Genomic DNA, 15,173 nt, shown 5'->3' with positions numbered 1-15,173 from the left:
CGCGTTCCGCCTTGGCCGCCGCTTCCGGCGGCTGTCCGGGCTGGTCTGCCGGGGCCGTCGGCCACTGGCGCGCGCGGCGTGAAGCAGGCTCCTCCGCCTCTATCGGGACTGCTGCTTTTGGCCTGACCACGTTTCGGACCGCTGCAAGGATTTCTGCATCGGAGCGCTCGGAAGGCACCCCCTTGATCTCCTGCCAGCGCCCCGGCTGATAGATCTGCCCCATACGGTTACTCCTTCGCACGATACTCCGCAGCCGCCGCTGTGAGGCCGGACCTGGGCTGCAGGCTATACCTAGTGCTTCCGGTCATGATTTTGACGAATTTGCCTTAAATTCACCAAAATTCCCCTATAGCCGGGAAGGTCCTTTCAACAGTTGCCGGGTTGTGCGGCAATTGCCGCCGATTCAAGGTCAATCCGGCCGCTGCGCCCCGCACTGCACCGAAGGCAAGACGGCCTGCCCGCTCCTTTTTCCTAGGGTCGGTTGCAGGGTTTGCGCAACGCTGCGCGGCCGCTTTGACGCGGATCAACAGATGCGGCGGCAGCGCTGAGTGTCAGGCAGTCGTTCGGGCAGAAAATAAGCCGCCCGCGCAAAGGGGAGGTGGCGGGCGGCTTGCTGGCAGCACAGCAGGATCAGCGCTGCGCTTCGCGCCAGTTCGGGTTGAACCACGGCTCGGCGTTGGAGGACGGCAGGCGGCGGCCCAGGATGTGGTCGGAGGCTTTCTCGCCGGTCATGATCGACGGGCCGTTGAGATTGCCGTTGGTGATCCGCGGGAAGATCGAGCTGTCGGCAACCCGCAGGCCATCGACGCCGATGACACGGCATTCCGGGTCGACCACCGACATCGGATCCTCTGCCGCGCCCATCTTGCAGGTGCCGCAGGGGTGATAGGCGCTTTCCACATGCTCGCGCAGGAAACCGTCGATCTCGTCGTCGGTCTGCAGGTCCATGCCGGGCTGGATCTCGTGCTTGAGGAACGGCTTCATCGCGTCCTGGGCAAAGATCTCGCGGGTGAGGCGCACGCATTTGCGGAAGTCGATCCAGTCCTGTTCGGTCGACATGTAGTTGAACAGGATGCTGGGCGCATCTTTCGGATCGGCAGAGTTCAGCGTGACCGCGCCGCGCGAGCCGGAGCGCATCGGACCGACATGGGTCTGGAAGCCGTGGCCTTCGGCTGCGGCCTGGCCGTCGTAGCGGACGGCAATGGGCAGGAAGTGGTACATGATGTCCGGATAGTCCACGCCCTTGCCGGAGCGGACAAAGGCGGCGCTTTCGAACTGGTTCGACGCCCCCAGGCCGGTCTTGGTGAAAAGCCACTGCGCCCCCACCAGCGCCTTGCCGAAGAGGTTCCAGTATTTGAAGAGGGTGATCGGCTGTTTGCAGGCAAACTGGAAGTAAAACTCCAGGTGGTCTTGCAGGTTCTGGCCCACACCGGGCCGGTCGGCAACCACGTCGATGCCATGTTCGGCCAGATGTTTGGCCGGGCCGATGCCGGACAGCATCAGCATCTTGGGCGAGTTCAGAGAGGAGGCCGCCAGGATCACCTCGGCATTTGCGCGGATCACCTCGATCTTGCCGCCGCGTTCGATCTCGACCCCCACGGCGCGGCCGTCCTCGATCACCACCTTGCGGGCGAAAGCGCGGATCATATCGCAGTTGCCGCGCTTCAGCGCCGGTTTGAGATAGGCATTAGCAGCAGACCAGCGGCGGCCCTTGTAGACCGTCATCTCCATCGGGCCGAAGCCCTCCTGCTGCTCGCCGTTGTAGTCAGAGGTAACCGGATAGCCGGCCTGCTGGCCAGCCTCGACAAAAGCATCATGCAGCGGGTTGTCGCGGGGGCCGCGGGTGACATGCAGCGGGCCGTCCTTGCCGCGCCAGTCCGGGTCGCCGCCATGGCCGCGGCCGTTCCAGGTTTCCATGCGTTTGAAATAGGGCAGCACGTCGGCATAGGACCAGCCCGCCGCACCGCTGTCGGCCCAGTGGTTGTAGTCGCCCGCGTGGCCGCGCACGTAAACCATGCCGTTGATCGAGGAGGAGCCGCCGACCACCTTGCCGCGCGGGCAGACCAGCTCGCGGCCGCCCAGATGCGGTTCGGGCTGGGATTTATAGCCCCAGTCGTAAAGGCTCATGTTCATCGGGTAGCTGAGCGCGCCCGGCATCTGGATGAGCGGCCCGGCATCGGTGCCGCCGTGTTCGATCACCAGGACCTTTTTGCCGGCCTCAGACAGCCGGTAGGCCATTGCACAGCCGGCAGACCCGGCCCCGACAATCACATAATCCGCGTTCATTTCTACTCTCCATCCGGCAGCCGGAAGATCTGGACTGCTGCCGTTTTCTTCAGATTGGGCGGGCGCGGGACGCGCCCTGCCCGGCCGTTGTTTTCAGACGGGTGCCGGTCAGAACGCCGCTTCGACGTCGCCCATGCGGACGTAGACGGATTTCACCTGGCTGAAGTGCTTGATCGCCTCTTTCGAGTTCTCGCGGCCGACGCCGGAGGCTTTCACACCGCCAAACGGTGCCTCGACCGGCGCATCGTTGTAGGAGTTGATGAAGCAGCTGCCGGCCTCAAGATTGCCGATCACCCGGTGCGCACGGGTGAAATCCTTGGTGAAGACACCGGCGGACAGGCCGAATTCGGTGTCATTGGCGCGGGCCACGACTTCTTCCTCGGTGTCGAAATCCAGCACCGACATCACCGGACCGAAGATTTCCTCGCGCGCGATGGTCATATCGTCGGTCACGTCAGCAAACACCGTGGGCTCGATGAAGTAGCCGTCCATATCGGCGCGCTTGCCGCCGCAGATCAGGCGGGCGCCTTCGGCTTTGCCCTTTTCGATGTAGCCCAGCACGATGTTCATCTGGTTCTCAGTCACCATCGGGCCGAAGCTGGTGGACTCATCCATCGGGTCGCCCAGAATGGCGTTGCCGGTGCTCGGCGAGACGGGCAAGGAACTTCTCCTTGATGCCCTTCTGCACAAACACCCGGGTGCCGTTGGAGCAGACCTGGCCGGAGGAGTAGAAGTTGCCGTTGATGGCGCCGCCCACTGCGTTGTCGATGTCGGCGTCATCAAAGATGATCAGCGGCGACTTGCCGCCCAGTTCCATGGTGACGTGCTTCATGCCTTCGGCGGCGGCGGCATAGACCTTTTTGCCGGTCGGCACCGAGCCGGTCAGCGAAACCTTGTCGACGCGCGGGTCGGTGACCAGCGCGCCGCCAACCTCGCCCATGCCCTGAACGACATTGAACACGCCTGCTGGGGCGCCGGCCTCGATCAGGATTTCGGCCACTTTCAGAGCGCAGAGCGGGGTCGTCTCGGAGGGTTTGAACACCATCGCGTTGCCGCAGGCCAGCGCCGGCGCGCCCTTCCAGCAGGCAATCTGGGTGGGATAGTTCCAGGCGCCGATGCCGACACACAGGCCCAGTGCCTCGCGCTTGGTATAGACCCAATCCTCGCCCAGCGGGATATGCTCGCCGGTGAGGGAGGCCGCGAGGCCGCCGAAATACTCCAGCGCGTCGGCGCCGGAGGTGGCGTCGGCCACCAGGGTTTCCTGCAGCGGTTTGCCGGTGTCGTAGGTTTCCAGCACGCTGAGGTCGTGGTTGCGCTCGCGCATGATGTCGGCGGCGCGGCGCAGGATGCGGCCGCGCTCGGTGCCGGTCATCTTGGCCCATTCCTTCTGGGCTGCTTTGGCGGTGGACAGGGCCTGTTCGACGATTGCCGGGGTGGCGGCGTGGACAGTGGCGATCTGCTCACCCGTTGCGGCGTAGATCACCGGGATCGGGGTGCCTGCGGTATCCTCGACGTATTCGCCGTTGATGAAGTGGCTGGCTTTGGGCTGTGCGGGGTGTGTCATGGTTTTCATGCCTCCGGCGGGGATATTGGGGGCCAGCAGAACTGGCCGGATACTGAATGCGGGTTACTCGCCCCTTGGGAAGCGTTTGCTTTCCTCAAGGGTGTTGAGATCCATGTGGTTGCGCATGTAGCGCTCGGATGCTTTTTGCAGCGGCTGGTAATCCCAGGGGTAATAGCCGCCCTGGCGCAGAGCCTCGTAGACGACCCAGCGGCGGGCCTGGCTGGCGCGCACCTCAGCGTCGAACTGGTCGAGGTTCCAGCGCGCGTCTGACTTGGCGCGCAAAGTGTTCAGCGTGCCGGCATGGGCCGGGTCATCCGCCAGATTGCTGAGCTCGTGCGGGTCGGCCTCGAGATCGAACAGCTGGTCGGGGTCCAGCGCGCAGCGGTTGAATTTCCACTTGCCGTAGCGGAGCGACACCAGCGGCGCATAAGACGCCTCGGCTGCGTATTCCACGGCGACCGGTTCGGTCCGTTCCGTGCCGGTGGCCAGCGGCACCAGGTTCTGGCCGTCGGTCCAGGGTTCGATCTCTGCCATATCGACACCGGCCAGCGCGCCCAGTGTCGGGGTCACGTCCAGGGTGGAGACCGGGGTTTCGATCAGCCCTGCGGGCAGGTCCGGCGCCGAGATCATCAGCGGCACCCGCGAGGAGCCGTCATAGAAGCTCATCTTGAACCACAATCCGCGCTCGCCCAGCATGTCGCCGTGGTCGGAGACAAACAGGATGATCGCCTCTTGCCGGGTGGTTTCCAGCACGTTCAGGATCTCGCCGATCTTGTCGTCGAGGTAGGAGATATTGGCGAAATAGGCGCGGCGGGCGCGTTTGATGTGGTCTTCGGTGATGTCGAAGCTGCGCCAGTCGTTGGCGTCAAAGATCCGCTGGGCGTGGGGGTCGTGGTCGTCATAGGCCATCGCCGGGACTTGCGGCAGCAGATGCTCGCAATCCTCGTACAGATCCCAGTATTTCTTGCGCGCCACATAGGGGTCATGCGGGTGGGTGAAGGAGACAGTCAGCGCCCAGGGACGGCCGTCCAGCCCGCGCGACAGTTCGTACAGTTTGGCGGTGGCGTTGTAGGCGACCTCGTCGTCGTATTCCATCTGGTTGGAGGTCTCGGCCACCCCTGCCCCGGTGACCGACCCCATGTTGTGATACCACCAGTCGATCCGCTCGCCCGGTTTGCGGTAATCCGGGGTCCAGCCGAAATCGGCCGGGTAGATGTCGGTGGTCAGGCGGTCCTCGAACCCGTGCAGCTGGTCGGGGCCGACGAAGTGCATCTTGCCGCTGAGGCAGGTGTAGTAGCCCGCGCGGCGCAGGTGGTGGGCATAGGTGGGGATATCGCTGCGGAATTCGGCGGCGTTGTCATAGACGCCGGTGCGCGACGGCAGCTGGCCGGACATGAAGGAGGCACGGCCCGGGGCGCAGAGGGGCGACGCGGTATAAGCGTTGGCAAAGCGGGTCGAGCGTTCTGCCAGTTTCTTGAGGTTCGGAGCATGCAGCCAGCCGGCGGGGCCGTCCGGGAAGAGTGTCCCATTCAGTTGGTCAACCATCAGGATCAGGATATTCGGGGCACTCATCGCGGACCTCCCAAGCATAAGGCGATGTTTCTTCGAAAGGCGCCCGGCAGGCCCGAAGGCGCCGCCAGGCGGTTGGTGGCTGGTCCCGCCGTTCAGGGAAACCAGGGGCCAGCCGGGAGACCGCCCCTAGTGGGCCGTCTTGATCTTGTTGAAGTCGAGCGTGTTTTCCTCGGGCGAGGCGGTGATGCTCATCACTTCGCTGCGCTTGAAGACCACGATGTAGGCCAGGCAGGCGATGTAGATGCCGATCACCGCGGTGCCGATCCACTGGATCTGCAGCCACTGGCTCTGGAATGCCAGGGTGAGGGCAAACAGCACAACCGCATTGCCCAGCACATAGGGAATGGTGCCGAAACGCTTGGCCGTCAGGTTCAGGTTGTCGGTGTAGAGGCGGATCAGCGAGTCAAAGGAGTTGACCACAAAGATGATGCCCACCGCGACCATGGAAACGTTGATCAGCAGCGTCGTTTCGATGCTGTTCAGATGGTAGTAATAGAGCACCGAAAACCACACACCCAGCGGGATCGACGGGAAGATCAGCAGGGCTGTCAGCACCTGCCAGGTGCGCAACCCGCCGACAAAGCGCGAAGTGAACTGGCCGATCATGATCGACCAGGCGAACCACCAGAACAGGTAGAATTCGTGGTAGTCGGTCAGCGGCAGAACGAATTTGTGAATGTTTGCAAAATAGCCGCCGATGTTGGAGGCGGTATCACCAAAGGCGCCCAGACCCATGCCGGAATAGGCCCACATGCCGAGGATCAGCACCAGGAACAGCACGGTGGAGCCGACGGACAGAATGCGTACGTATTTGATGTCGGTCGAGGAGAAGGCGGCAAACAGGATCACCAGGAAGGTGATGGCATAGAAAGCCGGGATCACCGTTTCGCCGTCGCCCATGAAGGTGGCGTAATACGGCAGGTAGATCAGGAACAGCGCGCCGGTGAAGGCGCAGGTGCCGATGATCACGATGTTGTTAATCCATTTCACCAGCGGGATCTCGAAGAACTTCACCCGCGGTTCAATGACGCAGAAATAGAAGGTCGTCAGGAAGTAGAAGCCCCAGATCAGGAAGCCCCAGAAGCCGAATTCCAGCGCCAGCGGGTTGGTGAAGCCATAGGCCGGCTCGGCCGCGGTGTCGGCATAAAGCGGGAAGTCCCAGGCCAGCGGGAACATGATCAGGCCCACGTCCAGCCCCGAGGTGAAGAGAATGGCGATAAAGGTGAACAAGTGAACCGGGGTCACGCCGACGTTGCGGACGTTCCACCACTTGATCACGCAGAACACCACCAGCGCAAAGGCCAGCAGAATCCCGAATGAAATGATTGAAGTCATATGTCCCTCCCATTTCCGGGCGGTTTCCGCCCTTAGACATGGGAGGAGTACATATCACAGCCGGCTGATGCGCCAAACAGTTTTTTAAACGGTCATTCAAGTTTCCATTTCACGCTAACAACAGTTGAAACCGCCCCCCAATTGCCGCACAACTTATTCATGAGCAGGAAACGCATCCGGGACATCCGCAACGAAGAGCTGATCGAAGCCACCATCGTTGCCGTGCACAAGCGCGGTTACGGGGTTGTAACCATGGCGGAAATCGCGCGTGAGGCTGGCGCCTCGGCGGCGTCGATCAACTATTATTTCGGCTCCAAGGAAGGGCTGATGGAAGCCACCATGCTGCACCTTCTGGGCAAGCTCCGCCGCGCGATGAGCGAGGGTTACGCAACCGCCCGAACCCCGCGCGAGCGGCTTTATGCGGTGATGGATGCGAATTTTGCCGACGATCTGTTCACCGTGCCGCAGTGCAGCATCTGGATGCAGTTCTGGGCAAATGCCCCCTATTCGCCACGCCTCAGCCGCCTGCACCGAATCAACCGGGCCCGGGTGCGCAGCCATTTCCTGGCGGAACTGCGGGCGCTGCTGCCTGCCGGGCAGCTGGAGACCGCGCGGCAGGCGCTGCAGTGCTACATGGACGGAGTCTGGCTGCAGGCGGCGCAGTCCGACGATCCGCTGAACCCGGATGAAGCCCGCGCTGCGGCGCACCGGGTGGTGGATCTGGTGATCCCCTGAAGGCGCTGTCTGCCAGCACCCCGGCCCCGGCGCCCTGCCTCTAGTACAGCCGCCAGTAGTCCAGCCGGGTGCCGTGCGGCAGGTAGATCAGTGTCATACTCTCGGCAGTCAGGGATTTGATCTGGTAACACAGGCTGGTTCCCCTCACGCTGTCCCAGACCATCAGGTAGTCGCCCTCCCCTTCGGTTCCGCCGCAGCTGCCCTGCACCGCGATGAATTCCGGGGGCAGCTCGATGCCGCCGTAGCTGAGCAAGCGCACGGCGCCGGAGATTGTAAACCTGTCCTTTGGATTCCGCTCCGACATCCATTCCCCCTGCATCTGCTGCAGCATCCGGTCGAACCGGTTCGGTGCGCGCGGCGTGACGCTGTGCAATTCCAGCTCGCCAGAGTTGCCGAACCGGGTGATCATCTCACCGTCAACCTCCAGCGGGGCGCCGCGCAGCAGTCCCAGAAGATAGGTAAAGACCGGATCCGAGATCTCCACCCTGCCCTCGGCGCCGAGCTCGAAGCCGTTGCCGACAAACCTGCAGGTGACAGTGTCCGCTGCATCCCGCCGGGTGCAGCCCTGAAAGACCACGTCCACCGAATAGTGCTCCCTGTCTTCCGTGGCGTAGCTTACATCCTGCGGCGGTGCAGCTGCAGCACCGCCGCTTGCGGGTTGCGAACGGCGGCTGAGATATACCACGTGGTCCTCCGCGCCGGTGACCGCCTTGGCAAACCCCTGCCTGGCACGATCCCGCTGCACACAATCCGCGCGCCCCCCAATCCGGAAGCGGCCCGGTGCGGTGCAGAACCGCACACTGTCGTCGCGGAAGCTGTACCCGGGGCTTTCGGCGCGGAAGTAGAAATAGCTGCGGTGATACACCTGCGGCACCGGTTCCGCGCAATCGCCCGAAGGCAGCGGCTGCCAGCCCTGCGAAACCCAGCGGCCACCGGTGTGCAAGGTGACGGCCAACTGATGCTGGACCTCTGTATCGTTGCAGATACGGGTCCCGGCCCGGGCCGCCATATTGCCAAAGAGCACGTCCAGCAGCAGCACCGGCAGCCAAAGGTATTTCATCATTCTCCGCCCCCGCAAATGTCTGCAAGCGCGGGGCTTTACCCCGGCGCCGCAACAATCATAAGGAGATTAAACGCCTGCTGCATTACCGGAAAGTGAAAGACCTTTCTTATTTATCCTGGCTTCACGCCAGGAAATGAAGCTGACCGCGGCCAGGATCAGCCCGCCGCCGGACATCACCCAGACGTCAGCCGGCTCGGCAAATGCCAGGGCGCCAAGCAGCGTCGCCCAGACCAGCTGCAGGAATGTGACCGGCTGGGTCACCGCCACAGGCGCCGCGGCAAAGGCCAGGGTCATGGTATAGTGGCCCGCGGTGGCAAAACAGGCGACCCCGAACAGGATGCCGATCTCGGCCGGCGTCGGCGTCACCCAGACCGCCAGCGCAAAAGGCGCCAGCCCCAGGGTCACAAAGACCGACAGCATGCTGACCACAACCGCCGGGCTGTTGCTGCCGACGGTAAATTTGGCGATCAGATAGGAGGCGCCGAAGAACACGGCAGTGAACAGCATCGCGATATGGCCGGGCGAAATCTCGCGGAAGCCCGGCCGCAGGATGATCGCGGCGCCGACCAGCGCCACGGCTATCGCGGAAATCCGGCGGATCGCAAGTTTCTCGCCCAGGAACAGCGCCGCGCCCAGGGTGACATAGACCGGCGACAGGTAATTCATCGCGGTGACCTCGGCCAGCGGGATCTGGGTCATGGCAAAGAACCACAGGATCACCCCGGCGGTATGCACCGCGCCGCGGCCCGCAAACAGCGCCCAAAGCCGCGGGGTAAGATGCGCCCGGCGCAGGGCTCCGGCCATCGGGATCAGGAAGACCAGCCCCATCAGATAGCGCAGAAAGGCGCTTTCAGCGGGCGGGATGCGGCTGCCAAGATATTTGACCAGCGCCGTAACTGCCACAAAGCAGAGACCGGTGACGACCATCCAGAACACGCCCTTGAGCGGGTTCTGTGCATGTTGGATGGCGGCGGCGGTCTGGCTCATAGGCTGACAGAACACCGGTTCGGGCGGCGGCGCAAGACTTCACATGTGAATTATTTACGGGGTTCGGGCAGCGGGGTGAATTCCTGATCATCGCCGGGGGGCAGATGAAAACGCCCCTGCTGCCAGTCGCCTGCGGCCCAGGCGGATTTCGCGGCCTCGATCCGGTCGCGGGAGGAGGCGACAAAGTTCCACCAGATGTAACGCGGCCCGTTCAGCGTTTCACCGCCCAGCGCCATCAGCCGCGCCCCTTGCGGGCCGGCGGTCACGGTGATCTCATCCCCCGGGCGGAACACCATCATGCGGCCGGCCTCAAATGTTTCACCGGCGATTTCCACTGACCCTTGCGTGACATAGAGCCCCCGGTCCTCGTGATCCGATGGCAGCGGCAGCTTGGCCCCGGCCTGGAGAACCGCATCAGCATAAAAGGTTTCGGAATAAAGGGTTGCAGGCGCCTTTTCACCCCAGGCAGAGCCAAGGATCAGGCGCACAGCTTTGCCCTTGCCCTTGCCCTTGAGCAGCGGCAACGCCTCCTTGCCATGGTGTTCGAAACTGGCGGGTGCATCCTCGTGGCTCTCGGGCAGTGCGATCCAGGTCTGGATGCCGAACAGGCTGCTTGGGCCTGCGCGGGTTGCGGGTGAGGTGCGCTCGGAATGGGTGACGCCCTGGCCTGCCAGCATCCAGTTCACCTCGCCCGGATAGATCATCTGATGGGTGCCCAGGGAATCGCGGTGTTCAAACTCGCCCTGATAGAGGTAAGTGACGGTGCCGAGGCCGATATGCGGATGCGGCCGCACGTCGATGCCCTGCCCGGTCAGGAATTCGGCCGGGCCGGCCTGATCGAAAAAGATGAACGGCCCGACCATCTGGCGGCGCGGCGCGGGCAAGGCGCGGCGGACCTCAAACCCGCCGATGTCGCGGGCGCGCGGGATGATCACCGTTTCAATAGCGTCAAGGCTGCCCGCATCGGGGCATTGCGGTTCCAAAGCCGGGTTCCAGCTCATCCTTCCCTCCTGTTGGCGGCTGCAGGAGAAAGGTAGCGCGTTTCAGCGCAGGCGTTAGGGGGCCTCGCGCACAGGGGCTGTTCGTCACATCAACAGGAGCTTTAGCGCAATCGCCCACATGGTGAGGCCGACAAGGGCGTCCAGCACCTGCCAGGCGCGCGGGCGGGCAAAGACCGGGGCCAGCAGGCTGGCGCCATAGCCGAGCGTGAAGAAGAAGGTGAAGCTGGCGATGGCCTTCGCCCGCGGCGTCCAGGGTTTCGCCGCCGCGCCAGGCCGCGCGCAGCGCGCGGGCGCCGTACCAGATCAGAAAGGCGGCACCGCCCCAGCGCATCGCTTGCTCAAACCACGGAACCGCCAGCGCCACCGAGCCGAAGCCCAAGACCCCTGCGGTGATCAGCAGCGCGTCGGAGCCGGCGCAGGTGAGGCAGATCCAGAACACATGCTGGCGCCGCAGCCCCTGGCGCAGGACAAAGGCGTTCTGGGCGCCGATCGCCATGATCAGGCTCAGGCCAAGGGCAAATCCGGCAAGCAGGCTGGGGGGCATCGTGGTCTCCATCGTTGTGCTGGGGATTTGACTAAGGCCCGCCGTGGCATTAATCCAGTTAAAGAAAATTATGTCAGATTAGAGTTGCTAATGCAGATGGATCCCAGCCAGCTGGCAGCGCTGAGCGCGGTGCTGCGCCTCGGCGCCTTTGAGGCGGCGGCGCATGCGCTGTCGGTGACACCCTCGGCCGTCTCGCAGCGGATCAAGGCCTTGGAGGACCGCATTGGCACTGCGCTGGTGCTGCGCGGCATGCCGTGCACCGGAACCGCGGCGGGACTCAGGATAGCCAAACATGCCGAGGACATCGGCCTCTTGGAGGCGCAGCTGGCGCGTGAATTGTCACTGGAGGCGGACCACGGCCCGGTGCGGCTGCGGATTGCAGTCAATGCCGACAGCCTGGCCAGCTGGTTCATCGAGGCAATGGCTGATGTGGACGGGGTGCTGTTCGATCTGCTGGTGGACGATCAGGACCACAGCGCGGAGTGGCTGAAACGGGGCGAGGTTTCGGCGGCGGTGACCGCCAGTTCCAAGCCCGTGACCGGGTTTGACGCCTATCCGCTGGGCACGCTGAATTACGTGGCAACCGCCAGCCCGGATTATTTGGCGCGGTGGTTCCCGGACGGGATGACCCCCGAGGCGGCATCCCGCGCGCCCTGCCTGATCTTCAACGCAAAAGACAATCTGCAGCGGCTGTGGCTGGAACGGAATGCAGCGCCGGGGCTGTCACCGCCGGCGCATTACCTGCCCTCGACACAAGCCTTCATTGATGCTGCCGCAGCGGGCCTGGGCTGGGGCATGAACCCGCAGGCCATGGTCGCCGGCGACATCCGCAGCGGACGGCTGGTGCCGTTGATTCCGGACACCGCCCTGCCGGTGCCCCTGACCTGGCAGGTTGCGCGGATCATGGCCCCTGCCCTTGCGGAAGTGACCCGCGCAGTGCAGAAATCAGCTAAGATGCATTTGTCGCACGCCGCATGAGGAAGGCCGCCCATGGTTTCAAAAGACGCTCTCAGCTATGATCCGCTGCCCTTGCCGGACCGGGCTGGGTATTCCGACACGGAAATGCAGCAAAAGGCGGCCGGTTTCCTGACCCATATGCAGCGGCGGCACTCGGTGCGGGATTTTACTGATCAGCCGGTGCCGCGGCAGGTGATCGAGACCTGTATCCGCGCCGCCGGAACGGCCCCCTCGGGGGCCAATCACCAGCCCTGGTTCTTCACCGCGATCTCCCGCCCCGACCTGAAGGCGCGGATCCGCGCCGAGGCTGAGGAAGAGGAGAAAAAGTTCTATGCGGGCGGTGCGGGCGATGAATGGATCAAGGCGCTGGAGCCGATCGGCACCAATGCGGACAAACCGCATCTGACCACCGCGCCCTGGCTGATCGTGGTGTTTGCCCAGCGCTGGGGGGAATTCGAGGACGGCAGCCGCTACAAACACTATTACGTGCCGGAAAGCGTCAACATCGCCACGGGTGTCTTGCTGACGGCGCTGCATACCGCGGGCCTGTGCACCCTTACCCACACGCCGAACCCGATGAAGTTCCTGAACAGCGCCCTGGGCCGCCCTGCCGCGGAAAAACCGACGATGATCATTGCCGTGGGCCATCCGGCAGAGAGCGCCACAGTGCCATCTGTTGCCAAGCTGAAAAAACCGCTGGAGGAGATCTCGGCATTTCTGGAGTGACAGCCGCCGCGGGGATCCGGAAAATTCAAACTTTCCGGTCAATTTTCTTGCAAGAAAATTGCACCGTTTGCTGCAGCCGGTGCAGCTGATGCGGCAGCCTGCCTCCCTGCGCCGCAGCCTGGGCCTGCAGGTGCTGCTGCCGCGGGCGGGGGTTGTGCTGGTCTGGCTGGCGCTGAACCAATGGGCCCGCCTGCCGCTGCCGCTGGTCTTTTCCCTGATGGCGGCGGACGGGCTGTTTCTGATCTGGCAGGCCCGTGTCTTTCTGCAAAGCGCCGATGCGCATGTGCGCAGCACCGGGGCGATGGCGCCGGTCTGGGGCGGCTATCTGGTGTTCATGCTGGCCGGCTTTGCCGCGATCGCCCTGTGGTGGGAGGCGCAGCTGATTGCCCGGACGGCGGATGAACCCGCTTATGCCGAACAGCGGCAGCAGGAACGCGAGGCGCTGTACCGGCTGACGGTGTCCGAAGATGGCCGCGTGCTGGTGTTTGACGGCGAGATCACATTCGGGCTGACCGGGCGGATAAACCAGATGGCCGGCCGGCACCCCGGCCTGCAGCAGATTTCCCTGACCGGTCCCGGCGGGCTGATTGCCGAAGCCCGGGGTGCGGCCAGGCTGATCCGGGACCGCGGGCTGGCCACCCGGGCAGAGGGTTTGTGCGCGTCGGCCTGCACGCTGATGTTCACGGCCGGCCACCGGCGCAGCCTGGGGGCCCTCGGGCAATTGGGGTTTCACGGCTATGGCTTGCAGTCCGCCGGCGGCCTGCCGCAGATCGACCTGGAGAAAGAGCAGGAAAAGGACCATGCGTTTTTGCTGGCGCAAGGGGTGAGCGCAGCCTTTGCAGACAGGATATTCGCCATCCCGCACAATCAGATCTGGATACCGGACTCCGCAGCCCTGCGCGCAGGCGGTGTTTTGACCGACTAACGGCCCTGCCGCCGGGCAACCGGGTTTTCCTTGCTGCATCCGCCAATCCCGCCTGGCGTTTCGGCAATCAACCGGGGGACATTCGGACATCAATCGCCTTTTTGCGGCTGCGGGTCTGGGAGTGGGCTTGGCCGCATCACCTGCTATTGCCGGGCTGAAAATCTGCAGCAAAGCAGGGCAAAGCCGAAGCCTGGCCATCGGCTATTCCAGCGTCGGGGACTGGGTTCCCGGAGGCTGTTGGAACATTCCGGCCGGAGCGTGCAAAACGCCGGTCCGCGGCGATTTGAAGACACGCAAGTACTATTCCCGCGCCAATGCATCAGGTCCGGCTCTTGCCAGCGGCGTTTAGACGTTCTGCACCTCGCCTGAACCCTTCGCCATTCACCATTCACGGCGACAGCCAATGCGGCCCGCGCGGAGATGAAACACAGGGCTTTCGCAAGCTGGACGCGGCTGCGCTGCCCCCCTCGGCCTTGCGGCCTCACCCCCGGAGTTTTTGCGACCGGAAAGAATCCGCGGCCCGGTTCGGCTGGTTCGGTTCGGCCGGTCCGGACGTAAAAAGGCCCGCCGGTCCGGCGGGCCTGAAGCGTGAAACGGCAGCCGCGGCTTAGAGCTGCGCCATGACCTCGTCGGAGGCTTCAAAGTTGGTGGTGACGCGCTGCACGTCATCGTCATCTTCCAGCGCATCGACCAGCTTCATCAGCTTTTGCATGCCTTCGAGATCCAGCTCGGTGGTGGTGCCCGGTTTCCAGACCAGCTTGGTGCTCTCGGACTCGCCCAGCTCCGCTTCCAGTGCGCTGGAGACATCGTTGAGGTCGGTGTCGGCACAATAGATGATATGGCCGTCCTCCGAGCTTTCGACATCTTCGGCGCCGGCTTCGATTGCTGCCATCATCACGGTATCGGCGTCGCCGGCAGAGGCCGGATAGGTGACTTCGCCCTTGCGTTCGAACATGAAACCGACCGAGCCGGTCTCGCCCAGGTTGCCGCCATTCTTGGAGAAGGTCGAACGCACGTTGGATGCGGTGCGGTTCTTGTTGTCGGTCATTGCCTCGACGATCACAGCCACGCCGCTGGGGCCATAGCCCTCGTAGCGGATTTCGTCATAGTTTTCGGCGTCGCCGCCCACGGCCTTTTTGATCGCGCGGTCGATCACATCCTTGGGGACGGACTGGCTTTTGGCTTCCTTCACCGCCAGGCGCAGACGCGGGTTCTTGTCGGGATCAGGGTCGCCCATCTTGGCGGCCACTGTGATCTCCTTGGCCAGCTTGGAAAACAGTTTCGACCGCGCCGCGTCCTGACGGCCCTTGCGGTGCTGAATGTTTGCCCATTTTGAATGGCCTGCCATGGTGCGTCCTTGCTGCTGAATATCTGAATTGGCGCCCATATAGCCTTTGTCAGTGCCGGGATTCAAGCACCCTGCCCGCGGCTTGGCCCTTGCTCCGCGGGGTTTCGCGGTTAAGCTGGCGCGATGACAT

The 15,173-nt window shown here is 63.6% G+C and carries 12 protein-coding genes and 3 pseudogenes; 5 read left to right on the top strand and 10 right to left on the bottom strand.

Annotated features, from left to right (window positions below):
- The 5 genes and pseudogenes from VOI29_RS14075 to VOI29_RS14055 all read right to left on the bottom strand — a co-directional run.
- Window positions 1–223 (bottom strand): annotated as a pseudogene (locus tag VOI29_RS14075) (hypothetical protein); the annotation flags it as partial.
- A gap of 407 nt (window positions 224–630) precedes the next feature.
- Window positions 631–2,286 carry a choline dehydrogenase gene (betA, locus tag VOI29_RS14070; RefSeq protein ID WP_323779760.1) on the bottom strand — a complete coding sequence of 552 codons (1,656 nt, stop codon included), beginning with the start codon at window positions 2,284–2,286 and terminating at the stop codon, window positions 631–633.
- Between the two features lie 108 nt (window positions 2,287–2,394).
- Window positions 2,395–3,850: pseudogene (gene betB / locus VOI29_RS14065) on the bottom strand (betaine-aldehyde dehydrogenase).
- Window positions 3,851–3,913: 63 nt separating this feature from the next.
- Window positions 3,914–5,422: a choline-sulfatase gene (gene betC, locus VOI29_RS14060; protein WP_323779757.1), complete on the bottom strand. Its 1,509-nt coding sequence runs from the start codon at window positions 5,420–5,422 to the stop codon at window positions 3,914–3,916.
- A gap of 126 nt (window positions 5,423–5,548) precedes the next feature.
- Window positions 5,549–6,757 (bottom strand): BCCT family transporter, encoded by a 1,209-nt coding sequence (locus VOI29_RS14055; RefSeq protein ID WP_323779754.1) that lies wholly within the window; start codon window positions 6,755–6,757, stop codon window positions 5,549–5,551.
- 159 nt (window positions 6,758–6,916) lie between these two features.
- Between VOI29_RS14055 and betI the strand changes: the two genes are divergently transcribed.
- Entirely contained in the window at window positions 6,917–7,492 is a 576-nt protein-coding gene (betI, locus tag VOI29_RS14050; protein WP_323779751.1) for a choline-responsive transcriptional repressor BetI, read from the top strand.
- 40 nt (window positions 7,493–7,532) lie between these two features.
- Here the strand turns inward: betI and VOI29_RS14045 are convergent, their stop codons facing one another.
- The 4 genes and pseudogenes from VOI29_RS14045 to VOI29_RS14030 form a co-directional block, all read right to left on the bottom strand.
- Window positions 7,533–8,555, bottom strand: a complete 1,023-nt coding sequence (locus tag VOI29_RS14045) for a DUF1036 domain-containing protein (RefSeq protein WP_323779748.1) — start codon at window positions 8,553–8,555, stop codon at window positions 7,533–7,535.
- Window positions 8,556–8,621: 66 nt separating this feature from the next.
- Window positions 8,622–9,542 carry a DMT family transporter gene (locus VOI29_RS14040; protein WP_323779744.1) on the bottom strand — a complete coding sequence of 307 codons (921 nt, stop codon included), beginning with the start codon at window positions 9,540–9,542 and terminating at the stop codon, window positions 8,622–8,624.
- A 50-nt stretch (window positions 9,543–9,592) separates the two neighbouring features.
- Window positions 9,593–10,543: a pirin family protein gene (locus VOI29_RS14035; RefSeq protein WP_323779741.1), complete on the bottom strand. Its 951-nt coding sequence runs from the start codon at window positions 10,541–10,543 to the stop codon at window positions 9,593–9,595.
- 84 nt (window positions 10,544–10,627) lie between these two features.
- Window positions 10,628–11,087 (bottom strand): annotated as a pseudogene (locus tag VOI29_RS14030) (LysE/ArgO family amino acid transporter).
- Window positions 11,088–11,177: 90 nt separating this feature from the next.
- Between VOI29_RS14030 and VOI29_RS14025 the strand changes: the two are divergent.
- From VOI29_RS14025 to VOI29_RS24650, 4 genes are all read left to right on the top strand, one after another.
- Window positions 11,178–12,065 carry a LysR family transcriptional regulator ArgP gene (locus VOI29_RS14025; protein ID WP_323779738.1) on the top strand — a complete coding sequence of 296 codons (888 nt, stop codon included), beginning with the start codon at window positions 11,178–11,180 and terminating at the stop codon, window positions 12,063–12,065.
- Between the two features lie 12 nt (window positions 12,066–12,077).
- Window positions 12,078–12,770, top strand: a complete 693-nt coding sequence (locus tag VOI29_RS14020; RefSeq protein WP_323779735.1) for a nitroreductase family protein — start codon at window positions 12,078–12,080, stop codon at window positions 12,768–12,770.
- 58 nt (window positions 12,771–12,828) lie between these two features.
- Complete coding sequence (locus VOI29_RS14015) at window positions 12,829–13,695, top strand: hypothetical protein (protein WP_323779732.1); 867 nt, start codon at window positions 12,829–12,831, stop codon at window positions 13,693–13,695.
- 121 nt (window positions 13,696–13,816) lie between these two features.
- A complete protein-coding gene (locus VOI29_RS24650) occupies window positions 13,817–14,044 on the top strand; it encodes a DUF1036 domain-containing protein (protein ID WP_416361529.1) in 228 nt (75 codons plus the stop codon).
- A gap of 258 nt (window positions 14,045–14,302) precedes the next feature.
- On the opposite strand, the gene VOI29_RS14010 is transcribed toward VOI29_RS24650, so the two are convergent.
- On the bottom strand, window positions 14,303–15,043 hold the full coding sequence (locus VOI29_RS14010) for a YebC/PmpR family DNA-binding transcriptional regulator (RefSeq protein WP_024089485.1): 741 nt from the start codon (window positions 15,041–15,043) through the stop codon (window positions 14,303–14,305).
- Between the last annotated feature and the right edge of the window lie 130 nt (window positions 15,044–15,173).

Source organism: Leisingera sp. (assembly GCF_034669605.1).
In the GTDB taxonomy this organism is placed as follows: domain Bacteria; phylum Pseudomonadota; class Alphaproteobacteria; order Rhodobacterales; family Rhodobacteraceae; genus Leisingera.
This window is presented reverse-complemented; position numbering and strand designations above follow the sequence as displayed.